We start from the raw sequence: 25,968 nt of genomic DNA, 5'->3' as shown, positions 1-25,968 counted from the left end.
ATGAATGTCATCCTGTTTGGCCCTCCGGGGGCCGGTAAAGGTACCCAGGCACAGTTTATTGTTGAGCACTTCGGTATTCCCCAGATTTCGACCGGCGACATGCTTCGTGCCGCCGTCAAGGCGCAGTCGCCGCTCGGCGTAGCCGCCAAGTCGATCATGGATGCCGGTGGGCTCGTTTCCGACGAGATTGTTCTCGGGCTGGTCAAGGAGCGGATCTCTGAGTCGGACTGTCGTGATGGTTTTATTCTTGACGGTTTTCCGCGTACGACGCCCCAGGCTGATGCCCTTACCTCGTTGCTGGGTGGGCTGGGCAAGCACATCGATCACGTAATCTCCCTCGATGTGGACAGCGCCGAGATCGTTCAGCGGCTTTCCGGCAGGCGTACCTGTCCTTCGTGCGGCAAGGGGTATCATGTGGCCTACGATGCGCCGAAGGTTGCCGGAATCTGCGACGCATGCGGTTCCGCGCTGATTCAGCGCAATGACGACCGTGTGGAAACGGTTCAGAACCGTCTGGATGTGTATCGTGAGCAGACCTCACCGCTTAAAGAGTATTTTGAGCAGCGGGGCTTGATGCGTCATATTGACGGCAACGGTACGATCCAGGACATTCAGGGGCAGATATGTTCTCTATTGAAAGGCAGCGCCGGTGATCGTCCTTAAATCTCCTCGTGAGATTGAGAAGATGCGAGACGCCTGCAAGATGGTTGCTGAAATACTCCTCCTGCTCCGCGAACGGGTAAAGCCGGGGGTAACAACCGCAGAACTTGATGAGTTTGCCGATTCCGAAACCCGACGCCGCAAGGCAAAGCCCGCTTTCAAGGGGTACTGCAAATACCCCAGCGCTTTATGCTGCTCCCCCAACGATGTGGTCGTGCACGGGATGCCAACTAAAACGCCCTTGAAAGAGGGGGATATTATCAGCCTTGATTTTGGTGTCCTGTACAACGAGTTTTATGGCGATTCCGCCCTGACCATCCCGGTGGGAACGGTGCCGGCACGTATCAACACGCTGCTTAAGGCGACGGAAGAGTCTCTCTATGCCGGCATAGACAAGGCGGTGGCCGGCGGCAGGTTGGGCGACGTTTCCCACGCGGTTCAGGCGCACGTCGAGGCACAAGGATTTTCTGTCGTACGTGATTTTGTCGGACACGGCATCGGCAGGAAACTCCATGAGGAACCGCAGGTGCCCAACTTCGGCGCCGCGGGCACCGGAGTAAGACTCAAGCCGGGCATGGTGCTGGCGATAGAGCCCATGGTCAATGAAAAGTCGTATGAGGTCGAGGTGCTTGAAGACGGCTGGACGACCATCACACGCGACGGCGGATTTTCAGCGCATTTTGAACACACGGTTGCTATAACCGATAAGGGTCCTGATATTCTGACACGCATTTAGCAAGCACGTGAAGGGGAGTAATATGAAAGTACGAGCATCGGTTAAGAAGATTTGTGACAAATGCAAGATTGTCAAACGCAAGGGTGTGGTTCGTGTTATCTGTGACATCCCTAAGCATTCTCAGCGTCAAGGGTGAGTAACTAAAGGAGGATTTTCAATTGGCACGTATTGCAGGTATTGACTTACCAAAAAACAAACGGATCGTTATTGCTCTCACCTATATCTATGGTATCGGTAACTCGGCAGCAGAACGGATCCTTGCCTCCACACAGATAGATCCCGACACCCGCACGGACAAGCTGACTGAAGCCGAAGTCTCCCGTATTCGTGACGAAATCGACCGCAACTGCAAGGTCGAAGGGGATCTCCGGCGTGATATCTCGATGAATATCAAGCGGCTCATGGATCTTGGCTGTTATCGCGGCCTTCGTCACAGAAAAGGCCTCCCTGTCCGCGGCCAGCGCACCAAGACCAATGCCCGTACGCGTAAAGGTCCTGCCCGCACCGTGGCCGGCAAAAAGAAATAATCCCATTTAGCTCTGGAGAATTCGAATGGCAAGTCCTGCGAAGAAAGTCGTACGCAAGAAGAAGGAACGTAAAAATATATCCAACGGTGTTGCCCATATCCAGGCGACATTCAACAATACGATCATCACGATCACCGACCCGGTCGGCAACGTCGTGGCCTGGTCCACTGCCGGCGCCAAAGGTTTCAAGGGCTCCCGCAAGAGTACGCCCTTTGCCGCTCAGATCGCTGCCGAGGATTGCGTGAAAAAAGCCCAGGAGCACGGCATGCGCAGTGTCGAGGTGTATGTCAAGGGTCCCGGTTCCGGCCGTGAGTCCGCCCTTCGCGCCCTTCAGGCCGCAGGCTTTGCGATCAGTTTCATCAAGGACGTGACACCGATTCCCCATAACGGTTGTCGCCCCCCTAAACGTAGAAGAGTTTAACTCGCGTCATTCATATCAAGGAGGTTTTCATTGGCTCGTTATACAGGACCTTCATGCCGTCTGTGCAGAAGAGAAAACATGGAATTGTTTCTGAAAGGGGAACGCTGCTACACGGATAAGTGCGCCATCAAGCGCCGCAATTATCCCCCGGGGCAGCATGGCCAAGGCCGTTCAAAAACCTCTGATTACGGCGTGCAGCTTCGTGAGAAGCAGAAGGTCCGTCGTATTTACGGCATTTTGGAAAAACAGTTCCGTGCATACTTTCAGGAAGCTGACCGCATGAAAGGGGTTACCGGTGAAAACCTGCTGTCCCTGCTTGAGCGGCGTCTTGATAATGTGATTTATCGTCTGGGATTTGCCTCTTCCCGTACTGAGTCGCGTCAGCTTGTCCGTCACGGTCACTTCACCATCAACGGCCGCAAGGTGAATATCCCCTCCATTCAGCTCAAGGTGGGCGATGTCATCGAACTCCGTGAGAAGAGCAGGAAGATCGTTGCTGTCACCGATTCTTTGGAAGCGGTCGTGCGGCGTGGTGTTCCCCAGTGGGTCGAGCTTGATCGCGATGCCTTCAAGGGCCTTATCAAGACCCTGCCGGTTCGTGAAGATGTTACGACCCCGATCCAGGAACAGCTGATCGTCGAGCTTTACTCGAAGTAATTCCCGGGAGACCTGCGCGGCGCGTCTCGCGCCTCATGTCCATGACCGGACACTAATCCTCCGGAGGAGGTTGTAATGTATAAAAATTGGCGAGATCTGATCAGGCCAAAACAGCTCCAAGTCGAAAAAGAATCTCTTTCAAATACATATGGTAAGTTTTACGCCGAACCTTTTGAACGTGGGTTTGGCACCACACTCGGTAACTCTTTGCGCAGGATTCTCCTGTCAACCCTCCAGGGTGCGGCCATAACTTCGGTCCGCATCAAGGGCGTTTTACACGAATTCTCCACTATTCAAGGCGTGACCGAGGACGTTACCGATATCATCCTGAATCTCAAAGGCGTGCGGCTCAAGCTGCATACCGCTGACCAGGCGACCATACGAATCGTACATAAAGGGGAAGGAATCATTACGGCGGGCGATATCCTCGTCGGTCATTCCGTAGAAGTAATGAATCCCGAACACCACATCCTGACCTGTGGCAAGGATGCCAATCTCGAGATCGAGATGACGGTCAAGATGGGCAAGGGCTATGTCCCGGCCGATCGTAACCGCGATGAAAAGGCCCCGGTGGGCACCATCCCCATCGATGCCATCTATTCGCCCATCAAGAAGGTTAACTTCAACGTATCCAACGCCCGTGTCGGCCAGATGACGGATTACGATAAGCTGACCCTCGAAGTCTGGACCGATGGCAGTGCGAATCCCGAAGACGCGGTGGCCTATGCCGCCAAGATCATGAAGGAACAGCTGAGCATCTTCATCAATTTCGACGAAGAGTCGGAACCGGACCAGGTTGAAGAGTCCCAGGAAGAGAAGGATAAGATCAACGAAAACCTGTACCGCACGGTGGATGAACTGGAACTTTCGGTGCGGTCGGCCAACTGCCTTAAAAACGCAGGCATCAAGTTGATCGGCGAGCTGGTTTCCAAGTCCGAGGCAGAGATGCTGAAGACCCAGAACTTCGGTCGCAAATCACTGAATGAGATAAAAGACATTCTCAGCGATATGGGGCTGACGTTCGGCATGAAGCTGGATGAATTCCCCGATCCGGAGATCATGCGCCGCCTGCGTGGCGAAAAGAAGGAAGAAGAGTAATACCCAGGATTAGCCACTCGTTTCAGAAAGGAATGCGTTATGCGTCATAACAAAGCGGGCAGGAGACTTGGCAGGAAAACGAGCCATCGCGAAGCGATGTTCCGGAATATGGTCACCTCGCTCTTGAACCATGAAAAGATCACGACAACCGATGCCAAGGCAAAGGAAATACGCTCCGTTGCCGAAAAGATGATCACTCTTGGCAAACGTGGCGATCTGCATGCCCAGCGGCAGGCTGCATCATATATCCGTGAAAAGTCCGTCGTGACGAAGCTGTTTTCGGCTATTGCTCCGCGTTACAAGGACCGCCCCGGTGGCTATACGCGCATCATAAAACTGGGTATTCGCCAGGGAGACACCGCTCCGATCTCTTTGATCGAGTTGGTGGAGGAAGAGATGAAGAGCGCGAAGGCTCCGGCGACTGCTCCGAAGGCGACCAAGGCACCTGCCCGTAAGCCTGCGGCCAAGAAGGCGGCCCCTGCCGCTGCTGCCGAAGCTGCAACCGAACCGGCTGCCGTTCAGACCACGATCGTGGAACCGGAAGAGGTGTGCGAAGCCAAGGCCGACTAAGCGCCTGCTGCTCCCGTACATTATGTTACTAGAAAGAGGCAAGGGGGATATCCCTTGCCTCTTTCTGTTTGTCGCGCCAACCATTTCGGCCCGCTGCATTATCAGGTTATCAGGTCGACCACCAGCCCCTTGATGCCGATGACCTTGGCGGTGATGGCCATATTGTCCCGGTTGTCCGTAAGGATGAGATTGTAGAGTTTGTCCGCCTCCGCGTTGATGACCGTGATGATCTCAAAAGTGCGCGGGTTCTGCGGCGTCCCCCCGATCTTTTCCAGGCGATAGGCCTCATTGGAAATCCTTTTGGCCAGTTGGCTCAGGAGGTCGCGGAAACGTTTGAAGTTGGGCAGGGTCGGCTCATTGGCCAGTTTGTCGCCCACTATTCCTATTTCCTGGCGCAGGTTCTCCACCTCCTGCTCATACGATGTCATATCGAACTGTTGGTTGGTCAACTCAGCTGCGAAGAGCGAACTGGTAGCGGCACCACTCTTCATGGTGGGTGAATTCTTGCTCTGTTTTCCGAGCCCCGGTGTTGCCACTGCATCCCTGATCCGCATTCACACCTCTCCTGCCACACCGCAATCAAACTGTTACGTTGTCGGCTTTCGTCGTCGGTTCCTCAGCGCGCTGTCAGGCACGCCTCCGTCGCCTCCCCCTCGTTGTTTCGCTTGCAACTCGGCGCCCCTCGCGCTTGTCCGCTACCATACCATACTCTCCGCCTCAGAGGCAATTGCGGCAAAAATGCAACAATCACATTTGCATCGTTTGCTGCTTGTGATATGCTTGCAGCCGTTGCCGAGCTTTACACGTCAGGAGACAAGGAGGGCTGAGCATGCTGGATTTATTGGAAAAGACGGTTATGACCGCTATCGGGGCCGCTGCCATCACCCAGAAAAAGGCCGAAGAGCTGGTAAACGAGATGAAAGAAAAGTACAAGGTCAGCGAGGACGAAGGGCGGAGTTTTGTTGACCGGGTTCAAGGCATCGCCCAGGAGAGCAAAGACAAGATCAGGGAGATGGCGGAGACCGAGGTCCGTAAGGTGGTGGACAAGCTCGGGCTGGTCTCGCGCGATGAGTATGAACGTCTGGTCGCCAGGGTGCAGGAGTTGGAAGCCCGCAACAACGAATGAACCTAAAGACGATAGTTATTCACCACAAAGGCACAAAGAGCACAAAGAATTAACAGGGGTAGCGGCGAAAATGTCTTCACTCAAATCATATAACTAACAGAAATTATTATTTGTGTAGCTTTGTGACCTTTGTGTCTTTGTGGTGAACTGACTTTTTCTGGATTGAATAGGCCTGCTTGAAATCCGTGATGTTAAACCCGGCAGGGGGATGGTGCCGTGCTTCTCGTGGCATGCTGAGGGATAGCCGAAATCTGTCGATGGGAATGGCCCATGCTCTCTTTTTTCAAAATTAACCGGAATATCCGCAGCATCCGCCGCTACTGGAATATCGCCCGCGTCCTCTCCGCCTATGGCTTCGACCACGCCCTGGAGGCGATCGGTTTGAGCGATATCGCGGCCCGGGGCAGGCGGTTTTTGCGTCATGACGTCGTGGATATCGCCCGTCTCTCGGCCGCCGAACGGATGCGCCTGGCCCTGGAGGAGTTGGGGCCGACCTTCGTCAAGCTGGGGCAACTGCTCTCCACACGGCCCGATATCATTCCCGCCCCCTTTGTGCGGGAGTTTGAAAAGCTCCAGGACCAGGTCCCCAGCTTCTCATTTGCCGAACTGACGGCCCAGGTCGAGCGTGAACTGCATGGCCCGATACACGACTTTTTTGCCGAGATCGACCCGGAACCGCTGGCGGCGGCGTCCATCGCCCAGGTGCACCGCGCCCGCCTGTTGACGGGGGAGCAGGTGGTGATCAAGGTCCGCCGTCCCGGCGTGGTCGAATTGGTCGAGGCGGATATCGGCGCCCTGATGTCGTTGGCCCAACTGGCCGAGCGCCACGTATCCGGCAGCGAGATCTACGACCCGGTGGGCGTGGTGCGCGAATTCGCCCGCACGATCCGCCGGGAGATGGACTTCACCCGCGAGGGGCACACCATCGAGAAGATCCGGGACAATTTTGCCCAGACCGGGTGGCTGCATTTTCCCCATGTCTATTGGGGGCAGAGCGCCCGGGGGGTACTGACCCTCGAGTATGTGAACGGCATCAAGGTCTCGGATCTCGACAGGCTGGAACGTGGTGGACTCGACCGGAGGATTATCGCCCAACGGGGCGCCGACGCCTTCCTGGAGATGGTGCTCAAACACGGCTTTTTCCATGGGGACCCCCATCCCGGCAACGTCATGATCCTGCCGGGCAACATCATCTGCCTGCTGGACTACGGCATTGTGGGGCGGTTGGATGAAGAACTCCGAACCTTCCTGAGCGATATCCTGCTGGCGATCGTCAACCGGGATATGGATCAGGTCGTCTCCCTGCTGCTTTTTGCCGGCGATATCTCCGACAGCCTCGACGTGCGCGCCCTGAAACGGGACCTTTCGAACTTCATCGACAGCTACTATGAGATCCCGCTCAAAGAGATCGAGGTCGGGCGGATGCTGATGGAGTTCATCGAGATCATCACCCTGTACAGCATCCGCATCCAGCCCGATCTGATGCTTTTGGCAAAATCGCTGATCATCATCGAGGGGATGGGGCGCTCCCTGGATCCGGCCTTCAATATGGTGGAGCATCTGCGTCCCTTCATGGAGAAGGCCATCCGCCGGCGCATGTCGCCCCGGCGCGTCGCCCACGACATCAATGCGGTTGTGGCGTCGTATCTCAGTCTGGCCCGCAACCTCCCCCGTGATCTCAAGGAACTCATCAATCGGGTCAATCGCAACAAGTTCAAGATCGACCTGGAACACCGGGGGCTGGATAAGTTTACCGCCGATTTCGACCGTTCCATCAACCGCCTCTCGTCCAGCCTCATCCTGGCGGCCCTGATCATCGGCTCGTCGATCATCATGCAGATCGAGCGGGGGCCGCAACTGTTCGGCCTGCCGGCACTGGCCTTCCTGGGGTACACGGCGGCCGGGTTGATCGGGCTCTGGTGGGTCTACGGCATCATCCGCTCGGGAAGGTTGTAGCAGGCGGCACGCAGAAGAAACAAGCCATGCGCAGACATGGACCCCAAGGTGGAATCGTCTGGAATGGAATCCCAAAAACTGACAAACTATGAACGGCGAAAGCGGATACGCGAGGCGGTCGTCATTATCCTGGCGATCATCCTGATCATCTTTCTCACCAGGACGGAGATGCACCTGACCCAGTTGAGCGCCGACGCGCCCATGGGAAGCAACATCGCCATCTTCGGCGTCATCAACGTCGTCGTCATGCTGGTCATCCTGCTGGTGTACCTGGTCTGCCGCAACGTGGTGAAGCTCTTTGTTGAGAGCCGCACCAATCCCTTTGCCAAGCGGTTGCGCACCAAACTGGTGCTCTCGTTCGTCGGCTTGTCCCTGGTGCCCACCATGCTGCTCTTCTTCGCCGCTGCCGGGTTCATCAACAATACGGTCCATAACTGGTTCAACGCCCAAGTCGAGACTTCCCTCAGCGAATCCCTGGAGGTCGCCCAGACCTACTACAAAAATTCGGCCTCCAACTCGCTCTATTACGGCCGCCAGATCAGCTCCTTCATCAAGTCCCAGAAGCTGCTCAACGAGGACAACCTGCCCCGGCTCAAGGAGCTGATCCGGCAAAAGCAGGAGGAGTACAACCTGGGGGTGGTGGAGGTCTACTCGGCCCAGCGGGAGGAATTGGTCCGCTCCTCCAATCCCAACGTGCCCCAGAGCGAATTCACCAACCCCGCCTCCGAAGATATCAAACGCGGCCTGGTGGGGGAGGAGCTGACGCGCATCAATCAGGCCGGCAAGGCCGACCTGATCCGGGGCATCGTTCCGGTCTACTCCACCTGGAACCAGAAGGACGTGGTGGGGGTCGTGGTGGTCAACTACTACGTCCCCTATTCGCTGGTCAACAAGATGAAGGAGATCACCGGTTCCTATCACGAGTTCCGCCAGCTCAAGATCATGAAGAATCCGATCCGGACCGGCTATATCGCCACTCTGTTCCTCATTACCGCGGTCATCGTGTTCTTCGCCTACTGGATGGGGGTCTATCTGGCCAACAGCATGACCAAACCGCTGCAGGACCTGGTGGACGCCACGCGCGCCGTGGCGGACGGCAATCTGGACATCCACATCGAATCCTATTCGGCCGACGAGATCGGCATGCTCATCCAGTCCTTCAACCGCATGACCGAGGACCTGCGCGGCAAGCAGCGGGCGCTCAATACCTCCAACCAGGAGTTGTCCCGCATCAACCAGGAGATCGAAGAGCGCCGGCAGTACATGGAGATCGTGCTGCGCAACGTGGCAGCCGGGGTGATCTCGGTTGACAAGGCCGGCGTGGTGACCACCATCAACAAGTCCGCCGAGCGCCTCCTGAACATCAACACCGGCAAGGTGCTGGGGCGGAATTTCCGGGACGTGCTGCGGGAGAAACATCTGGAGATCGTCAAGGAGGTGGTGCGGGACCTGGCGCTCTCGAAGCAGGATACCGTCAGCCGGCAGATCTTTCTGGATATCCAGGGCTCCCGCCTGGCCCTGCACCTGCACCTCACCATGCTGCGTGACGAGGCGGGGGTCATTCTGGGGACGGTGCTGGTGCTGGACGACATGACCCAGATGATGAAGGTCCAGCGCATGGCGGCCTGGCGCGAGGTGGCCCGGCGCATCGCCCATGAGATCAAGAACCCCCTGACCCCGATCCAGCTCTCGGCCCAGCGCCTGCGCAAACGCTATCTGTCCCGTTTCAGCGGCGATGAGACGGTCTTTGACGAGTGCACCGAAATGATCATCAAATCCGTGGATGAGTTGAAGAACCTGGTCAACGAGTTCTCCAATTTCGCCCGCATGCCGGCGATCCAGCCGGAGCCCAACGATCTCAATGCCCTGATCCGCGAGACCCTGACCCTCTATCAGGAGGCCCACCGGGGCGTGGCGTTCCAGTTCGAGCCGGACGGGCAGCTGCCCCTGCTCAAGATCGACCGGGACCAGATCAAGCGGGTGATCATCAACCTGCTGGAGAACGCCGTGGCTGCCATGGAAGAGCAGGGGATGGTGGCGATCAGCAGCAGCTATGACACCGAACTGAAGATGGCGTCATTCTCCGTTGCCGACACCGGCCCCGGCATAGCGCCCGAGGACAAGCCGCGCCTGTTCGAACCCTATTTTTCCACCAAAAAGTCGGGCACCGGCCTCGGGCTGGCCATTGTCAGCAGTGTCGTCACCGATCACAGCGGCTTCGTGCGGATCAAGGACAACCATCCGCGGGGCGCCTGCTTTGTCGTGGAACTGCCGGCGGCATAACGGGAGTACCGCCGCGGCAGGATCAATACCTTACTGAATGTTGAGGAGTAACGCATGTCGAAAACAATTCTCATTGTCGATGATGAAAAGGATATCAGAACATCCCTGACCGGTATCCTGGAGGACGAGGGGTATACGGTGCTTACGGCGGAGGGCGGCGTCGAGGCCCTGGAGTGCGCCCAGCAGGAGTTGCCCGACCTGGTGCTCCTGGATATATGGATGCCGGGCATGGATGGCCTGGAGACGCTGGAGAGGCTCAAGGCCCTCTTCCCCCAGATCACGGTAATCATGATCTCGGGACACGGCACCATCGAAACGGCGGTCCGCGCCACCAAGCTCGGCGCGTTCGATTTCATCGAGAAGCCGCTGTCCCTGGACAAGGTGCTCATCAGCGTGGTGAACGCCCTGCGCATGAAGGATCTGAGCGTGGAGAACGAAGAGCTCAAGCGGGTGGTAGCCAATGAGTACGAGATGATCGGTTCCGCCCCGGTGATGGCCCGACTGCGCGAACAGATCGTGCGGGTCGCCCCCACGACCGCCTCGGTGCTGGTGACCGGGGAAAACGGCACCGGCAAGGAGCTGGCGGCGCGCTCGATCCATTATTACAGCCCGCGTCACGACCGGCCCTTTGTCGCCATCAATTGCGCCGCCATACCGGAAGAGTTGATCGAGAGCGAACTGTTCGGCCACGAGAAGGGCGCCTTCACCGGCGCAACCGCCCAGAAAAAGGGCAAATTCGACCTGGCCGACGGCGGCACGCTGTTTCTGGACGAGATCGCCGACATGTCGCTCAGGACCCAGGCAAAAGTGCTGCGGATCATCCAGGAGCGCTGTTTCGAACGGGTCGGCGGCACCCGGCTGGTGACGGTGGATGTGAGGATCATTGCCGCCACCAACAAGGCGCTGGACGAGGAGATCAGCCTGGGCAGGTTCCGGGAGGATCTCTATTACCGCCTGAATGTGGTGCCGTTCCGGGTCCCCGCCTTGCGGGAGCGGCGTGAGGATATCCCGTTGCTCGTGCAGTATTTTGTCGCCCAGTTCTACCGGCGGGAGGGGCGCGAGCCCAAGACCTTCCAGCCCGAGGCCCTCGGCCTGCTCGCCCGGTACGACTGGCCCGGCAATGTGCGGGAGTTGAAGAATATCGTGGAGCGCATCCTGATCATGACCCCGGGCCGGGCCATTACCGGGGCCGATGTCCCCGAGCTGCGCGGAACCCAACCTCTGCCCGACGTTCCCGACCATCGGCCGGACGGAGGGCAGCCCATGGCGACCCTGCGGGAGGCCCGGGAGGGATTCGAGCGGGAGTTTATCATTCACAGGCTGGAGGAAAACGACTGGAACATCTCCCGCACCGCCGAGGTCATCGAACTGGAGCGGAGCAATCTGCACCGGAAGATCAAGAGCTACGGGATCGACGTCAGGAAATAGTTTCGGAACACGACACGGACATACCGCGCCAGAGCCCATCACGGTTCTGGCGCCGTTGTTTTATGGGCAGGGGAGGGGGGCGCCCAGGCGAGCAGGCACAGGGCCGCCAGGCACGCCAGGCCGGCCCCGAAGCCGAACGCCGCCTGGGGCGAGACCTTTTGCCAGATCATGCCGAACAGGAGGCTGGCGGGGAGGGCGCCGACCCCCACGGCACAGTTGTACCACCCGAAGGCGTTCCCCCGCTCCTCGGGTTTCGCCAGATCCGTCAGATAGGCCTTTTCCGCCCCCTCGGTCATGCCGTAGAACAGCCCATACCAGGCAAACAAGAGCCAGATATGCAACTCCGATGCAGCCAGGGCAAAGCCGGCATAGGCTGTCGTATAGACCGCCCAGCCGGCGACGATCATCCCGCGCCGGCCGATCCGGTCGGACAGGGTGCCGAAGGGCATGGCCGAGGACATCTTGACGACGTGGAAAAAGGTCCACAGGAGCGGTATGCGGGCCGGCGTCACGCCCAACTGCCCCGCCCGCAGGAGCAGGAAGACATCGGAGGAGTTGCCCAGGGTAAAGAGCAACAGGATCAGCAGGTAGCCCCTGATGCGCCGGGGCGGAGCCATCTTTACCGGTGAAATGCTTCCGGTAGAGACCGGGTGCGCCACGTCGTGCACCTTGAAGACGATCAGGGCCACGGCCAGGATGCCGGGAATGGCGGCCAGCCAGAAGACCGTGCGCAGGTCGCTGACGAACCACGCCATGAGGGCGGTTGCCAGCAGGGGGCCGACAATGGCGCCGGCGTGGTCGAGGGAGCGGTGAAAGCCGAAGGCCTTGCCGCGCATGGCGGCAGCGGTGGAGTCGGCGATCAGCGCATCCCGGGGGGAGGTGCGGATACCCTTGCCGACCCGGTCGGAAAAGCGTACGACGAGAACGGCGAGGGGGGTGGCGGCCAGGGCGATCAGGGGGCGCGACAGGGACGACAGGGTGTAGCCGGCCAGGACGAGCCCCTTGCGTCCCCGGATACGGTCGCAGGCGATGCCCGACACCAGTTTCAAAAGCGCTGCCGTGGATTCCGCGATTCCCTCGATCATCCCCAGAAAGGCCGGCCCGGCGCCCAACACCCCGGTGATGAACAGGGGGAGCAGGGGATAGATCATCTCGCTGGAGACATCGGTCAGGAAGCTGACCAGGCCGAGCATGAGGACATTGGCGCTGATACCGCTGAACATGGGAGGCCCCCGATGGGTTCTGGCGTGGGCTTGAATCGCCCCTCCTCCCTTGCCGGGAGGGGACTGCTCAGACGTTTACCACGCTGTTTCTGTTTGCATGGTAGCGCTTTAACGCTCTTGATTCAATACGGAAACCGGTCACGGTTGCCGCCCGGAAACAGGGCATGCTGCCTGAACAAGCGGCAGTTTCGGGACCGTTTCGCATCACTATCGGCCGGCGTTATGATCAAACTCAATTATACCTGATGGTTACGGTAGTGCTGTCCGCTGGCACGCCCTGTGAATCTGTTTCGAGTGGACCACATTCGAACCAGAACGGAAGTTGCGGGGAGGCGGCATGAACGGGACAGAAGAACAGGCCACGATGATGGCGTTTGATGAGGCGGCGGAAGAACTTGCCACTACCGGCCTCAGGCTGCTGATGCTGCTGCGGGAGGGAACCCTGGAAGGGGTCGAGAGGGAAGACGGCTCCTGGCTGATCGCCAGGGCGTCCCTGGAGCGCCTCAAGGAGCAGGGAGGGGTGCCGCCGGTCAAGCAGAAGGGGTGCGCATCGTCGTGTACCGCATCCGGTTGCGCCTCCTGCTCGTGACGAAGGAGGGCGGCTAGGTGTGGCGTTCCCGAGCCGTTTCCAGAAGACAGGTATACACCTCTTCACGCGTGACGAAGAAGCGCGGCATCTCGTTGAGGATATCCTCTAAGAGATGCAGCACCTGGCCGTCACTGCTTTCCAGGGCATCCATGACCGCCTCCATCATGGGGAGGATATCGTAGAGGTCGTCCCGGTTGAAGGGGGTCGAATCCGGTATGCCGCTGAACTTCGGCTCCTCGCGGTTTTGCAGGTCCTTCGGATATTTGAACTTCAAGTCGGATGCCTTGACGACGATGCCCATTCCTTATCACTCCTTTTCAGTCACGTTTTGAAATTACAACAACACCAGAACGATGCCGCCGGCCACAACCGTCAGATTGCACACGGCCGAGATGCCGTGCAGTTTTGCAAACTCCCTTCGGAGCGGATGTTCCTTGGGGGTTGTGTCGAAGGACGGTATCTGTCGTTTGAGGGCAGCGGCCCGCGGTTCGATGGAAAAGGCCTGCATCGAGGTAAGGGCCAGCATGACGACCAGCAGACAGGCCGGCACGAGCGCGTTATTGCGCATGACGAGCCGGCAGGCGAGGGCGATGGCGCCGCAGGCCAAGCCCCAGCGAAAATATCCCGGGAAGAGTATGCCAACGATCTGGCCCGCCTGGTCCCGGGAGAGAGCCTTGAAGAGCATCGGCGTCAGGATGAAGGTGAACAGGGCGATCCCGCCGGTCCAGAAGGTGATCGACAGGCGGTAGAGTATGGCTGCGATCTGCATGGCAACTCCTTCGGCGTTATGCCGGTTTCGATTCGCGATTCGGTGCAACGATACACCAAGTAGGGGGAGGATGTAAATTAATCGTGGGAAAACGGCTCAGAATGATGTAGAACTAGGCCAAACTCACGTTTACGGGATGCCCAGGCATGAAACTACGCTCAAAACTGCTGTTGTCCCTTCTTGTCGCCGGCATCGCCCTGTGCCTGGCCTTGATCTTCGCCGGCCGTTGGTCTTCACCCGGCAGGCATTCCGACGCCGCCTATGTGGCGCTTCTGAACGAGGCCTATGCCGCGGTGGTCCAAAACTACGTGGAAAAGCCCGATGCCAAGAAGCTCGTCCAGAGCATGGTGGACGGCATGCTGTCCGCTCTCGATCCCCACAGCGCCTACCTCCCCCCGGAACCGTACCATGAGATGGAGGTCCAGATGGCGGGGAGCTTCGGCGGTATCGGGCTGGAATTGGGCACGAAGGACGGCAGGCTGACCGTCATCGCCCCGATCGAGGACACCCCCGCCTTCCGGGCCGGCATCCAGGGGAACGATCACATCTACAAGATCGACGGCACCCCCACGGAGCGGATGAATATCTCGGAGGCCGTCAAGCGCATGCGCGGCGAACCGGGGACGCCGGTCGTGCTGGCCATCCTGCGGGGGGATTCTCCCCAGCCCCGGACCTTCCGGCTGATCCGCGCGGTCATCAGGGTCAAAAGCCTCAAATCGCGGCTGCTGGAGCCGGGGTACGGCCTGATACGCATCACCCAGTTCCAGGAGCGTACCGGCGATGAATTCAGCCAGGCGCTGCAGGGGCTCCGCGCCGCTTCCGGCGGCAAACTCAAGGGGCTGGTCATCGACCTGCGCTACAACCCGGGCGGTTTGCTGGAGTCTTCGGTGCAGGTGGTCAATAACTTTATCGGCGACGATGCCGCAAAGACGCTGATCGTGTCCATCAGGGGACGTTCGCCGGACGCCACCCAGAATTTTCAAGCCTCCCTGGGGCCCAAGGAACCCCACTATCCGATCGTCGTGCTGATCAACGGCGGCAGCGCCAGCGCTTCCGAGATCGTGGCCGGCGCGCTCCAGGATCACCACCGGGCCATCATCATGGGGAAACAGAGCTTTGGCAAAGGGTCGGTGCAGAGCATCTTCCCGCTGCGGGACAAGGGGGCGCTCAAGCTGACCACGGCGCGGTACTATACCCCCAGCGGCCGTTCCATCCAGGCAAAGGGGATCACACCGGATATCGAGGTCGGCACCAGAGGGCCGATGGCGGACAAGGATGCCGGCAAAGGGACGGAGCTCAGGGAAAAGGATCTGGAAAACAGGTTGGAACCGAGTGGCGAGGAAAGGGACACGGAAGGGGAGACGGCAATTCCCCGTGGAGCGAAGAAGGGGGCTGCCGATACGGCCAGGGATTACCAGTTGAACCGCGCACTGGAGCTCCTGCGCTCCCTGGATTTGATGCGGGAAAAGGGCGTTACCGCGATGCCGTGACAATTGTCCGGGAAGCGGGGGTTACGAAAGGCCCCGGTTGCGGAATATCCGCATCAACAGCACCCCCAGTATGGAGAGGCAGAGCCCGGCGCAGAGAAACAGATACCCGATGGCGCGCCCCTCGCCCCATCCCCACAGGTCGCGCCCTTTCATCAACATGATCAGCGCGACGCCGGCGAAGGTGCCGATACCGCCGATGATATATACCGCAAAGGCCACTATGGCCAAACCGATCCCGCGTGAACCCGCCATGTACTTGTTCCTCCCTTGCTTCTTCGTCTGTTGGGGTACGGGGGCTTAGAGCCCCCCCAGCTCCCGGAGTTTTGCGCCCATATCCGTTTCGCGCATCAGCGACTCGCCGACCAGAAAGGCGCGTGCGCCGTCGGCGGTGAGGCGCTCAATGTCCGAGCGTGAGTTGATGCCGCTCTCGGCCACCAGCAGTCGGTCGGGGGGGAGCATACTGGCCAGGCGGGCCGTTGTGCCCAAGTCGATGGCAAAGGTGCGCAGGTTGCGGTTATTGACGCCGATGAGGGTGCAATCGGTCCGGAGCGCCGCTTCCATCTCCGCCTCGTCGTGGACCTCCAACAGCACATCCAGGTACAGCCCCTTCGCGATGGCGTGGAACTCCCGCAATTGCCCCAGGTCGAGGGAGGCGGCGATCAGGAGGATGGCATCGGCCCCGGCGGCGCGGGCCTCGTAGATCTGGTACGGATCGACGATGAAGTCCTTGCGCAAGAGCGGCAGGCTGACCGTCTCGCGGATCAGGGCCAGCAGGCGCAGGTGCCCCATGAAGAACTGCTCGTCGGTCAGCACCGACAGGCAGGTGGCGCCGTTTGCCTGGTACACCTCGGCTATCTCCAGGGGGTCGAACGCCTCCCGGATGAGCCCCTTGCTGGGGGAGCCCTTCTTCACCTCGGCGATGATGGCGGTCCAATTCGAGGCCACGGCACTCCGCAGGGCCCGCTCGAAGCCCCGCGGCGTATCCTCCAGATCGGCGATACGGGCCTGGAGTTCGGCCAGCGGTGTGGCCGCCCGGGCCGCCGCCACCTCTTCCCGTTTGTGTCCGTTGATCTTTTGCAGCACATCGGCTGTATCGGTATTCATGCGCGACTCTCTGTCTCTTTCCCTGGTTTTCCCCTCGGCGTTCGGGACCGGGCGGGATAAAAAAGTCATTCTCCCTGGTTCGTCAACGCCACCAGCTTCTCGAGCTGTCCCATGGCGCGGCCCGAATCAATGGCCTCGGCGGCCAGGGTGAGCCCCTCGGCCGGCGTGGCGGCCTTGCCGGCAGCCATAAGGGCATAGGCGGCGTTCAACAGGACGATATCCCGCCGGGCCCCTTTTTCCCCTGACAGGACCGAACGCACGATGGCGGCGTTGGCTGTGGCGTCTCCCCCCCTGAGGATATCCATGGAGCAGCGGGTAAGCCCCACCTGCTCCGGTGTAACCGTCATCAGTCGCACCCCTGCCGGAGTGACCTCGCCCACCAGGGTCTCGCCGGTCAGGGTCATCTCGTCCATGCCGTCGCTGCCGAATACCACGAAGCCGTGCTTGCAGCCCAGGCGGTGCAGGACCCCGGCCAGTTTTTCCACCAGGTCGGCCCGGTAGACCCCCATGACCTGGCAATCGGCCCCGGCCGGGTTGGTGAGGGGTCCCAGAATATTGAAGATGGTGCGGATGCCGATCTCGCGGCGCGGACCGATGGCGTACTTCATGGCGCCGTGCAGGGCCGGGGCGAACAGGAAACCGATGCCGATATCGGCGATGCATTTCTCCACGGTTTCCGGGGTGACATCCAGGTTGATGCCCAGTTTTTCAAGCACGTCGGCGCTGCCGCAGGCCGAGGAAACCGAACGGTTGCCGTGCTTGGCCACCTTGACGCCGCAGGCCGAGACCACGAACGACACGGTGGTGGATATGTTGAAGGTGTTGGTGCCGTCACCGCCGGTGCCCACCACGTCCAGGATGGTCTCCCGGTCGATGTTGATGTCGTCCCGGTCGATCCCCAACACATTGCGGCCGACCCGGATCTGTGTGGCCCGTTCGCGCATGACCCGGGCGGCGCCGGCGATCTCCTCCACCGTCTCGCCCTTCATGCGCAGGGCGGTGATAAACGAGCCGATCTGGGCCTGGGTACACTCGCCCGACATGATCTGGTTCATCACCTCGATCATCTCACCTTCGGAGAGGTCCTGCCTCTCGACGATCTTTGCTATGGCTTTTCTGATCATGGCCTTACTCTTCTCCTCCGTTCCGCCGATGGAGGAACGGTTGTGATGACAATAAAAAATGGGGATGTAGAATCATCCCCATCGTCGTGATATGTGGTTACGGAGGTACGAAGCCTAGCGGCCTTCCTTGATCTTGAGAATGGCTTCCCTGATCATGACCTCGGCCAGATCCGGCACGATCTCCCACACGATCCGCTCGATCACCTCTTTCGAAGCGCCGGCAATGGCGGCTCTGAGCTGCTCTTCGCTTAGGGCGGCGGCTTGGGGGAGAGGAGCCGGCGCGCTCGCTTCGACAACAGCGGCAGGGGGGGATACTTCGAAAGATTCATGGACCGGCGCGGCAGTGGTGGCCGGTTCGAAGGGGGGGGGCTGTGGCACGGTCTCCCCGAAGGAGATATCGCCGAAGGCGGCCTCATGTGCCGGAGGCTCAGGCTCGGAAAAGGCGGCGGCTTCCGAGTGGAATTCGAAGGTCTGTTCCTCGACGGGAATCCATTGGGAACCGGTGCCCGCGGGCGCAACCGGAGGCTGAATGGCTTCGAACTCGGGCTCTTCGTGGCCCCTGGAGAAAACGTCGCCCTGTTCTTCAATTGTTTCAAACGCCGCCGCTGCGGGGGGGGCGAACGTTGCTGGTGCGGGCGGCTCGAAAACAGGAGCCGGAGGCGGTTCGAATGCCGCAGCCGGTGGTGGTTCGAAAGCATGTGTCGCGGCAGCGACCGCCGCTGCGGGTTCTTCGGCGGGGGTGAAGGCGCCCCAGATGTCCCCCGGTTTGGCACTCTCCGTGGGTGCAGCTGCAGCCGAAACCGGGGCGGAGGCCGCCAGGGGAGGGGCCTCGAACGCGGGAGCTTCCTGAACCTGTTGGGACAACGCGGCGGCTGAGACGCGGGATGCCCCCTGGTCAAAGAGCGCTTTTACTTTGGTGACGATTTGTTGGGATTCGAAGGGCTTGGCAAGGAAGTCGTCGGCCCCGCAGCTTTTGGCCTTGTTCTCGTCAAACGGTTCAAAGGAGCCGGTCAGGAGCAGGATCGGTTTTGCGGCCAGGGCCGGGGTGGCGCGCACGGCTTCGCAGACCTCGTAGCCGGTCATGCCCGGCATGACCGCATCGATAAGCAGAACGTCGGGGAGAATCTCCCGAGCCTTGTCGAGAGCGTCCTTGCCGTTGTCGACTACCGTGAGGGAATAGTCATCGCCGCCGAAAATGATGCCAATCACTTTCTGGATGGTGATGCTGTCATCGGCAAGGAGAATTTTGATGCCCATCGTTCCCTCCCTTGTGCGCGCGTACGATGTGTGTGGAAGCGCGAAGAAAGCTACCATACGGCTGTTAAGGTGTCAAGGTTTAAGCAGTTCAATGACTTTGGCGCGATTCGGTGGAACGGTTTTGGCGTGGGACGAGAACACCGCAACGGAGATGGTGGAGATATCGCTCCGTAACTGATTGAATAACCTTATGTCCCGATAATCGAGACGGTTGGTCAGGAGGATGACGAACAGGTCCCGTTGGGGGTCGATCCAGACGGATGAACCGCTGTAGCCGGTATGGCCGAAGGACATCTCGGAAAAGAAGTCCCCCCGGGGCGCCGAGTAAGGGGAGTCCATGTCCCAGCCGAGGCCGCGCACCACGGCGCCGTTGCTGTAAAAATAGGGGGCCGTCATCTGGCGAACGACCCGCTCCGAAAAGATGCGTTTGCCGTCAAGTTGCCCACCCCCCAACAGCATGCGGGCAAAACGGGCCAGGTCTTGGGCCGAACTGAACAGGCCCGCATGCCCCGCCACGCCGCCCAGGCGGCGGGCGACTTCGTCCTGGACGATGCCGGTGAGGTATTCGCGGGCCGAACCGAGGGTCGGCGCGATGGAGGGGATGCGTTCCGCCGGTGGCAGAAACATGGTGTCGGTCATGGCCAGGGGGCCGTAGAGGTTGTCATGGCAGTAGCGGTCCAGGGAGGCCCCGGTAACGCGTCGCACCAGTTCGCCCAGCAGGATGAAGTTGGTGTCGGCATAGCGAAAGCGGTTGCCCGGCAGCCGCCACTGCTTTTCGGAGGCAGCCATCCGGATGACCTCGTTCAGGGGAGCGCCGCCGGAGATGGCGCTGTCGTCCAGGCCCGAGGTATGGGTCAGCAGGTTGAGGATGGTGATGTCCTCGCGTCCGCTCCCCTCGAATTCAGGGAACCAGCGGGTGAGCGGGTCGGTCAAATTGATGGCCCCTGTTTCCAGCAGTTTCATCACCGCCGGAGTGGTTGCGAATACTTTGGTCAGGGAGGCTATGTCGAACATGGTCCGTTCGGTGAGCGGTGCCGAGTCTGCCGTCGGAAACCGTCCGCCCCGTGCCGACCGGTACAGGACGCCGTCGTGGTTCCCCACCACCACCACGCCTCCGGCGATCAGGCCGCGGGAAACGGCTTGCTCCAGGAGAAAATCGATGGTGGCGGTCCGACCGGCGTCCATCGGGTCATCGGAGGCGTGCAGCAACGGGGGGCATGAGATGAGTGAGAGGATTATGAGAAGTGTGCGGAGTATGCGCACGGTGAACCTTTCCATTCTTCGAACGGGAAAAAGCCCCCGTCAGGAGGCTTTTTCAGGGGAACTCTACCGGTCTCGGCGCATCAGGAGCGGTAATCGGCGTTGATGCTCACATACTCGTGGGACAGGTCCGAGGTGTAGACCGTTGCGGCCCCGGCCCCCAGGCCGAGATCGACGCTTACGGTGAATTCCTTCTTCCTGAGCACCTCGGTGCCGAGCGCTTCGGCGTCGCCGCCGGCGAAGACGCCGTTTTTTGCCATGCAGACCGTATCGAAACAGAGGGAAAGGAGCGATTGGTCCACCTCTGCCCCCGAGTAGCCCACAGCGGCAAAGATGCGGCCCCAGTTGGCGTCCTGCCCGAAGAAGGCGGTTTTCACCAGGCTGGAGTTGGCGATGGCCATGGCCGCCCGCTTGGCGTCGGCATCGTTTTTGGCCCCGGTGACCCGGATTTCCACGAATTTGGTGGCGCCTTCCCCATCCTTCACGATCTGTTTGGCCAGGGAGAGCAGCACGTCCCGCAACAGGGCCTCGAACGCCAGGGCTTCAGGTGTTTCCCCTGCAATGGCCTGGTTTCCCGCCATGCCGTTGGCCAGCACCAGGCAGGTATCGTTCGTGGAGGTGTCGCCGTCCACGGTGATGGCGTTGAAGGATGTCGCCACCGCGCGTCGGAAGCATCTGTCCAGGGTTTGGGCTTCCACGGCGGCGTCGGTGATGATGAAGGAGAGCATGGTCGCCATGTTGGGCATGATCATGCCGGAGCCCTTGGCAATGCCGGCCACCGTGTAGCTGACTCCGCCCGCCTGGCCGCTCCTGGCTTCCATCTTGGGGAAGGTGTCGGTGGTCATGATGGCTTCGGCAACGTCATCCAGGGTGCCGGAGGTCAGTCCCTCAACCAGGGCCGGGATTGCCGACCGCACTCTGTCCATGGGGAGTTGTACGCCGATGACCCCGGTGGAAGAAACCTGAACCGCCTCGTCCGGGAGCCCCAGCCCCTCGGCAACCAGGCGCGAGGTCTCCCGGGCCGCCCGCATCCCCTGTTCGCCGGTGCAGGCGTTGGCGTTGCCGCTGTTGACCACCAGGGCCTGGGCTCGACCGCCTGTGATCCGCTCTGCGGAGAGCAGTACCGGTGCCGCTTTGACGGCATTGGTGGTGAACACCGCCGCCGCCTGGGCCGGCACCTCGGAAAAAATCAGGGCCAGGTCTTTTCTGCCCTGCTTCTTGATGGCCGCTTCGACGGCCGAGAATTGAAAGCCTTTTATGTCCATGACGTAACCTCGAAAAACATCTCGTAGTTTGGAAACCGCACCGGGCCGGGGACGATCCCGCCGGTGCCGGTCATGGGTGTGGGCTGCTATTTTCCACAGCACTTCTTGTATTTTTTGCCGCTGCCGCAGGGGCAGGGGTCGTTCCTGCCCGCCACCTTGGCGCTCTTGGCAGGTTCCTGGTGGCGATCATCATCGCCTGAGATGTTGAAGACCAGCTTTTGGGTGCGCTGTTCCTCGGCGATCTCCTGGATATCGTCCTCGTGATTGACCTGAACCCAATAGATGCGTTCCACAACCTCTTCGCGGATGCGGACGATCATCTCCATGAACAGGTTGTAGGCCTCTCTCTTGTACTCCTGCTTGGGGTCCTTCTGGCCATAGCCGCGCAGGCCGATGCCTTCCTTGAGATGATCGATGTTGAGCAGATGGTCCTTCCAGTGGTTGTCGATGGCCTGGAGCATCATTACCTTGATCAGGTGATCGATCAATTCGTCTCCCAATTCGCCGACCTTGGCCTGGAAGATGGCATGGGCCTGTTCCCTGAGTGTCTCCTGGAAATTGGCCGGATTCAGGCGGGGCAGCGTTTCCTCGGGCAGATCCAGGTGGAGATTGAAACATTTGAATACCAGCTCGCCGATGGCCTGCCAATCCCATTCGTTGGCAGGCATCTTTTCGATGCAATAGGTGGCGGCGATATCTTCTATGGTTTCGTCCAGCATATCCAGGAAGCTGTCGCGGATATCCTGGCCCCCCAGAATCTCGCGGCGCTGGGTGTAGATCACCTCGCGCTGTTTGTTCATGACGTCGTCGTACTCGATCAGGTTCTTGCGGATTTCGAAGTTGTGGGCCTCCACCTTTTTCTGGGCGTTTTCTATGGACCTGGTGATCATGGTGTGGGTGATGGCCTCGCCCTCCTCGATCTTGAGCAGGTCCATGATCTTGGCCACCCGCTCGGAGCCGAAGATGCGAAGCAGGTCGTCCTGCAGGGAGAGGTAGAATTTGGACGAACCGGGGTCGCCCTGGCGCCCGGAACGGCCGCGCAACTGATTGTCGATACGGCGTGACTCGTGGCGCTCGGTGCCCAGGATGTGCAGGCCGCCCAGCTTGACTACCTCGTCGTGCTCGGCGGCGCACTGGGCCCTGAATTTTTCCAACTCTGCCGCGTACTGTTCGTCGGTGGCCTCAGGGTTGGCCCGGCGCCACTGTTTTGCCAGGGAGTCCGGATTGCCCCCCAAAAGGATGTCGGTACCACGGCCGGCCATGTTGGTGGCGATGGTGATGGTGTTCTTGCGGCCGGCCTGGGCCACGATCTCGGCCTCGCGTTCGTGCTGTTTGGCGTTCAAAACGTTGTGGGGGATGCCCTGGCGTTTGAGCAATTCCGAGAGCACCTCGGACTTTTCGATGGAGATGGTGCCCACCAGGCAGGGCTGACCGCCGGCGTAATGCTCCTTGATGTCCTCGATGACCGCCGTGAACTTCTCCATTTCCGTCTTGTAGATCACGTCCGGGAAGTCCGGGCGTAGGAGCGGCCGGTTGGTCGGGATGACCATTACTTCCAGCTTGTAGATCTTGTTGAACTCCTCGGCCTCGGTGTCGGCGGTGCCGGTCATGCCGGAGAGTTTCTTGTACATGCGGAAATAGTTCTGGAAGGTGATGGTGGCCAGGGTCTGGTTCTCGTTTTCGATCTTGACCCCTTCCTTGGCCTCGATGGCCTGGTGCAGGCCGTCGGACCAGCGGCGGCCCGGCATGAGGCGGCCGGTGAACTCGTCCACGATCATCACCTCGCCGTCCTTCACCACATAATCCACATCGCGCTTGTACATGGCGTGGGCCCGCAAGGCCTGCTGGACGTGATGCAGCGACTCGATGTTGCGCGGGTCGTACAGGTTGTCGATTTTAAGCAGCTTTTCGACCTTCAGGACGCCCTGCTCGGTGAGGGTGGCGCTCTTGGCCTTCTCGTCGATGGTGAAATCGCCGGTGTACTGTTTGCGCTTGCCCGAGAGGGTGTTGGCCTCGATATCCTTTGCCTCACCCTGTTGCAGCATCGGGATGATGCGATCGATGATGTAGTACTTGTCGGTGGATTCCTCCGTAGGTCCGGAGATGATCAGCGGTGTCCTCGCCTCGTCGATCAGGATCGAGTCGACCTCGTCAACGATGGCGTAGTTGAAACCCCGCTGGACGTAGTCATCCAGGTCGAACTTCATGTTGTCCCGCAGGTAATCGAAGCCGAATTCGTTGTTGGTCCCATAGGTGATGTCGGCGGCGTAGTTGTCGCGGCGTTCTTCGTCTTCCAGACCGTGCACGATCACGCCGACCGTGAGCCCCAGGAATCCGTACAGTTGGCCCATCCATTCGGCGTCGCGCTTTGCCAGGTAGTCGTTGACGGTGACGACGTGCACGCCCTTGCCGGATATGGCGTTCAGATAGGCGGGCAGGGTGGCCACCAGGGTCTTCCCTTCACCGGTCTTCATCTCGGCAATCTTGCCGGAGTGCAGCACCATGCCGCCGATCAATTGCACGTCGAAATGGCGCATTCCCAACACCCGCTTGCCCGCCTCGCGGCAGACGGCAAACGCCTCCGGCAGCAAGGCATCGAGGGATTCTCCCTTTGCGTGGCGCTCCTTGAATTCAGCCGTTTTGCCGCGCAGCTGCTCATCCGTGAGTGTGGCGACGGAGGATTCCATTTCGTTGATTTTGGTAACGATCGGCCAGAGTTTTTTGAGTTCGCGTTCGTTCTTGCTGCCGACGATCTTTTTGATAAGGGACCCAAGCATTACAATCTCCCACGAAATTTAGTAACGACAAAATAGCTTTCAAAACTAACATAAGTTGGCATGGCACTTCAATAAAAATCAGGGCCGGCTGGCTGTGAACGGCTCTGATTACGGCTTGCGGCGGGGAGGATATCTGCTTTGAGGGGGTGTATGTCCGGCGGTTGTCTGGCTGGTCCTGCTGTCTTAGGGGGCGTCGCGTTGTGGGGTAATGACGTTTAATAATATCGGAAAAAATAATTAATAAAACAGTGGTTATCGTAATGGTATACCTGATATATATTACTGTAATTGTATGGGGGTTTGTTTATAAATAACCTAAATTATTATATAATATTCGTTAGACATTGTTTTGTGCAAAAATGCGTTGACATTTATAAAACGTTGTATTAGATAATAAATAAAACGGTGACATTAAATATTTTAAAACGATAGTTATCATTTGTTGCGGAATGCCGCGGAGATGCTATGGACAGGGCAAGGGGAACATACTCGGTTCAGTCGGTTCTCAAGGCGTTCGATCTCCTGGAGGCCCTGGCGGCTGAGGGGGCGCACGTAACCGTTCCCCTGCTGGCCCAAAAGCTCGACTTGAGCAGGAACAAGGTCTTTCGGCTGCTTGCGACGCTCGAGGACAGCGGGTTCATCGAGCGGGATGATGACGGGGTTTACCGGCTCGGCCTGCATGCCTTCGAGATGGCGCAACACATCCTGAAGAGCGCGAGCCTTATCAGGCTGGCCCATCCGGTGATGGAGGCATTGGCCCGCAAGCACGACGAAGCGGTATACATCACCGTGATGAACAACGACGAGGTCCTATTTCTCGATATGGTGGACTCGTTCCAACAGATAAAGGCCATGGACATGGTGGGGCAGCGTTTCCCCTTCTTTACCAATGCCGCCGGCAAGGCCATCAAGGCCATGAGCTCCCCCGACATTATCAGGCATATGGGGCGGCGCCGTGTCGGGAAAACAGCGGCACCCGACCTGAAGCAGCTCGAGAAGGAATTGCATGAAATACGCAAAAACGGCGTGGCCATCGATTTCGGTGGGGTAGGGGACGGCATCTGCGCCGTGGCGGTGGCTATCCGCGACTATGCCGGCAAGGTCGTGGGGGCGCTCACCATGCTGGCCCCCTCGTTCCGCATGCTTCAAGAACGGCTGGAGCAGGAAATCGTGCCTTCAATGCGTGAAGGCGCAGAGATTATTTCGATGAAATTCGGCTATGCCAGGATGCCGGCCTTATAGAAACATAATCCATGAAATGTGAAAGGAGGGGCTTGAAGGCGGATACCGTGAAGGATGTGTGAGCCGACCGCGTTTATAAAGAGAAAGGAGCAACCCATGGCAGAGAGACAGTATGACTGGTCAGCAATTGCGAAGAATCCCAAGTTTATCGAACTGCATCACAAGAAATCCGCTTTCCTCTTCGGCTGGTGGATATTCTCCTGTGTGTATTACTTCCTGCTCCCCATCGGGGCAGCGTATGCGCCGGGCCTGTTCAAGATCAAGATCATCGGCGTCATCAATTTCGGCTATCTCTTTGCACTTTCCCAATTCTTTGTGTCGTGGGGGTTGGCTCATTACTACGCTCACGTGGCCAACAAGGACTTTGACCGGCTGACCAGGGAACTGGTCGAAGAAATCCAGTAAA

General features: G+C 59.3%; 27 protein-coding genes. 16 read left to right on the top strand and 11 right to left on the bottom strand.

Annotated features, from left to right (window positions below; all coding sequences use genetic code 11):
* The 8 genes from ET418_RS15935 (at nt 1) to rplQ (ending at nt 4,669) form a co-directional block, all read left to right on the top strand.
* Nucleotides 1–663 carry an adenylate kinase gene (locus tag ET418_RS15935; RefSeq protein ID WP_149309289.1) on the top strand — a complete coding sequence of 221 codons (663 nt, stop codon included), beginning with the start codon at nt 1–3 and terminating at the stop codon, nt 661–663.
* Nucleotides 650–1,396 carry a type I methionyl aminopeptidase gene (gene map / locus ET418_RS15930; protein WP_149309287.1) on the top strand — a complete coding sequence of 249 codons (747 nt, stop codon included), beginning with the start codon at nt 650–652 and terminating at the stop codon, nt 1,394–1,396. Before ET418_RS15935 ends, map begins: the two co-directional genes overlap by 14 nt.
* 22 nt (nt 1,397–1,418) lie before the next feature.
* On the top strand, nt 1,419–1,532 hold the full coding sequence (gene rpmJ / locus ET418_RS15925; protein WP_149209915.1) for a 50S ribosomal protein L36: 114 nt from the start codon (nt 1,419–1,421) through the stop codon (nt 1,530–1,532).
* A gap of 22 nt (nt 1,533–1,554) precedes the next feature.
* Nucleotides 1,555–1,923, top strand: coding sequence for a 30S ribosomal protein S13 (gene rpsM / locus ET418_RS15920; protein WP_149309286.1), 369 nt, complete (start codon nt 1,555–1,557; stop codon nt 1,921–1,923).
* 25 nt (nt 1,924–1,948) lie between these two features.
* The gene (gene rpsK / locus ET418_RS15915) at nt 1,949–2,344 is read left to right on the top strand and encodes a 30S ribosomal protein S11 (protein WP_149309284.1); all 396 of its coding nucleotides are present in this window, start codon (nt 1,949–1,951) and stop codon (nt 2,342–2,344) included.
* Nucleotides 2,345–2,374: 30 nt separating this feature from the next.
* A complete protein-coding gene (gene rpsD, locus ET418_RS15910) occupies nt 2,375–3,001 on the top strand; it encodes a 30S ribosomal protein S4 (protein WP_149309282.1) in 627 nt (208 codons plus the stop codon).
* A 75-nt stretch (nt 3,002–3,076) separates the two neighbouring features.
* Nucleotides 3,077–4,099: a DNA-directed RNA polymerase subunit alpha gene (locus tag ET418_RS15905; protein WP_149309280.1), complete on the top strand. Its 1,023-nt coding sequence runs from the start codon at nt 3,077–3,079 to the stop codon at nt 4,097–4,099.
* A 39-nt stretch (nt 4,100–4,138) separates the two neighbouring features.
* The gene (gene rplQ, locus ET418_RS15900) at nt 4,139–4,669 is read left to right on the top strand and encodes a 50S ribosomal protein L17 (protein ID WP_149309278.1); all 531 of its coding nucleotides are present in this window, start codon (nt 4,139–4,141) and stop codon (nt 4,667–4,669) included.
* Nucleotides 4,670–4,770: 101 nt separating this feature from the next.
* On the opposite strand, the gene ET418_RS15895 is transcribed toward rplQ, so the two are convergent.
* On the bottom strand, nt 4,771–5,223 hold the full coding sequence (locus ET418_RS15895) for a YaaR family protein (protein WP_149309276.1): 453 nt from the start codon (nt 5,221–5,223) through the stop codon (nt 4,771–4,773).
* 275 nt (nt 5,224–5,498) lie between these two features.
* On the opposite strand from ET418_RS15895, the gene ET418_RS15890 reads away from it, so the two are divergent.
* The 4 genes from ET418_RS15890 to ET418_RS15875 all read left to right on the top strand — a co-directional run bounded on the left by ET418_RS15890 (nt 5,499) and on the right by ET418_RS15875 (nt 11,462).
* Nucleotides 5,499–5,795 (top strand): phasin family protein, encoded by a 297-nt coding sequence (locus tag ET418_RS15890; RefSeq protein WP_149309274.1) that lies wholly within the window; start codon nt 5,499–5,501, stop codon nt 5,793–5,795.
* A gap of 270 nt (nt 5,796–6,065) precedes the next feature.
* The gene (locus tag ET418_RS15885; protein ID WP_149309272.1) at nt 6,066–7,751 is read left to right on the top strand and encodes an ABC1 kinase family protein; all 1,686 of its coding nucleotides are present in this window, start codon (nt 6,066–6,068) and stop codon (nt 7,749–7,751) included.
* Nucleotides 7,752–7,814: 63 nt separating this feature from the next.
* Nucleotides 7,815–10,034: a sensor histidine kinase gene (locus tag ET418_RS15880; RefSeq protein WP_149309270.1), complete on the top strand. Its 2,220-nt coding sequence runs from the start codon at nt 7,815–7,817 to the stop codon at nt 10,032–10,034.
* A gap of 54 nt (nt 10,035–10,088) precedes the next feature.
* On the top strand, nt 10,089–11,462 hold the full coding sequence (locus ET418_RS15875) for a sigma-54-dependent transcriptional regulator (protein ID WP_149309268.1): 1,374 nt from the start codon (nt 10,089–10,091) through the stop codon (nt 11,460–11,462).
* A gap of 38 nt (nt 11,463–11,500) precedes the next feature.
* On the opposite strand, the gene ET418_RS15870 is transcribed toward ET418_RS15875, so the two are convergent.
* Complete coding sequence (locus tag ET418_RS15870) at nt 11,501–12,685, bottom strand: MFS transporter (protein ID WP_149309266.1); 1,185 nt, start codon at nt 12,683–12,685, stop codon at nt 11,501–11,503.
* Nucleotides 12,686–13,022: 337 nt separating this feature from the next.
* Between ET418_RS15870 and ET418_RS15865 the strand changes: the two genes are divergently transcribed.
* Nucleotides 13,023–13,274: a hypothetical protein gene (locus ET418_RS15865; protein WP_149309264.1), complete on the top strand. Its 252-nt coding sequence runs from the start codon at nt 13,023–13,025 to the stop codon at nt 13,272–13,274.
* Nucleotides 13,275–13,287: 13 nt separating this feature from the next.
* Here the strand turns inward: ET418_RS15865 and ET418_RS15860 are convergent, their stop codons facing one another.
* Both ET418_RS15860 and ET418_RS15855 read right to left on the bottom strand, forming a co-directional pair.
* The gene (locus ET418_RS15860; RefSeq protein ID WP_149309262.1) at nt 13,288–13,575 is read right to left on the bottom strand and encodes a hypothetical protein; all 288 of its coding nucleotides are present in this window, start codon (nt 13,573–13,575) and stop codon (nt 13,288–13,290) included.
* A gap of 33 nt (nt 13,576–13,608) precedes the next feature.
* Nucleotides 13,609–14,043, bottom strand: a complete 435-nt coding sequence (locus ET418_RS15855; protein WP_149309261.1) for a DUF4149 domain-containing protein — start codon at nt 14,041–14,043, stop codon at nt 13,609–13,611.
* A 146-nt stretch (nt 14,044–14,189) separates the two neighbouring features.
* Here ET418_RS15855 and ET418_RS15850 point away from each other — a divergent pair, with 146 nt between their 5' ends.
* On the top strand, nt 14,190–15,533 hold the full coding sequence (locus ET418_RS15850; RefSeq protein ID WP_149309259.1) for a S41 family peptidase: 1,344 nt from the start codon (nt 14,190–14,192) through the stop codon (nt 15,531–15,533).
* Nucleotides 15,534–15,554: 21 nt separating this feature from the next.
* Here ET418_RS15850 and ET418_RS15845 read toward each other — a convergent pair whose 3' ends face one another.
* The 7 genes from ET418_RS15845 to secA form a co-directional block, all read right to left on the bottom strand.
* Complete coding sequence (locus tag ET418_RS15845; protein ID WP_149309257.1) at nt 15,555–15,785, bottom strand: hypothetical protein; 231 nt, start codon at nt 15,783–15,785, stop codon at nt 15,555–15,557.
* A 45-nt stretch (nt 15,786–15,830) separates the two neighbouring features.
* Nucleotides 15,831–16,637 (bottom strand): indole-3-glycerol phosphate synthase TrpC, encoded by an 807-nt coding sequence (trpC, locus tag ET418_RS15840; RefSeq protein WP_149309255.1) that lies wholly within the window; start codon nt 16,635–16,637, stop codon nt 15,831–15,833.
* Nucleotides 16,638–16,702: 65 nt separating this feature from the next.
* Entirely contained in the window at nt 16,703–17,761 is a 1,059-nt protein-coding gene (gene trpD, locus ET418_RS15835) for an anthranilate phosphoribosyltransferase (RefSeq protein ID WP_149309253.1), read from the bottom strand.
* A 114-nt stretch (nt 17,762–17,875) separates the two neighbouring features.
* Nucleotides 17,876–19,018: a response regulator gene (locus tag ET418_RS15830; RefSeq protein ID WP_149309251.1), complete on the bottom strand. Its 1,143-nt coding sequence runs from the start codon at nt 19,016–19,018 to the stop codon at nt 17,876–17,878.
* Between the two features lie 72 nt (nt 19,019–19,090).
* Nucleotides 19,091–20,281: a serine hydrolase domain-containing protein gene (locus ET418_RS15825; RefSeq protein WP_246153120.1), complete on the bottom strand. Its 1,191-nt coding sequence runs from the start codon at nt 20,279–20,281 to the stop codon at nt 19,091–19,093.
* An 80-nt stretch (nt 20,282–20,361) separates the two neighbouring features.
* A complete protein-coding gene (argJ, locus tag ET418_RS15820) occupies nt 20,362–21,543 on the bottom strand; it encodes a bifunctional glutamate N-acetyltransferase/amino-acid acetyltransferase ArgJ (protein WP_149309247.1) in 1,182 nt (393 codons plus the stop codon).
* A gap of 86 nt (nt 21,544–21,629) precedes the next feature.
* The gene (secA, locus tag ET418_RS15815; RefSeq protein ID WP_149309245.1) at nt 21,630–24,320 is read right to left on the bottom strand and encodes a preprotein translocase subunit SecA; all 2,691 of its coding nucleotides are present in this window, start codon (nt 24,318–24,320) and stop codon (nt 21,630–21,632) included.
* A gap of 465 nt (nt 24,321–24,785) precedes the next feature.
* On the opposite strand from secA, the gene ET418_RS15810 reads away from it, so the two are divergent.
* Both ET418_RS15810 and ET418_RS15805 read left to right on the top strand, forming a co-directional pair.
* Nucleotides 24,786–25,562 (top strand): IclR family transcriptional regulator, encoded by a 777-nt coding sequence (locus tag ET418_RS15810; protein ID WP_149309244.1) that lies wholly within the window; start codon nt 24,786–24,788, stop codon nt 25,560–25,562.
* 96 nt (nt 25,563–25,658) lie between these two features.
* Nucleotides 25,659–25,967 (top strand): DUF485 domain-containing protein, encoded by a 309-nt coding sequence (locus ET418_RS15805; RefSeq protein WP_149309242.1) that lies wholly within the window; start codon nt 25,659–25,661, stop codon nt 25,965–25,967.
* The last annotated feature ends 1 nt before the right edge of the window (nt 25,968 follow it).

This window comes from Oryzomonas rubra, assembly GCF_008369015.1.
Taxonomy (GTDB): Bacteria; Desulfobacterota; Desulfuromonadia; order Geobacterales; family Pseudopelobacteraceae; genus Oryzomonas; species Oryzomonas japonica.
The sequence above is the reverse complement of the archived record's forward strand: the minus strand, read 5'-3'. Positions and strand labels throughout refer to the sequence as shown.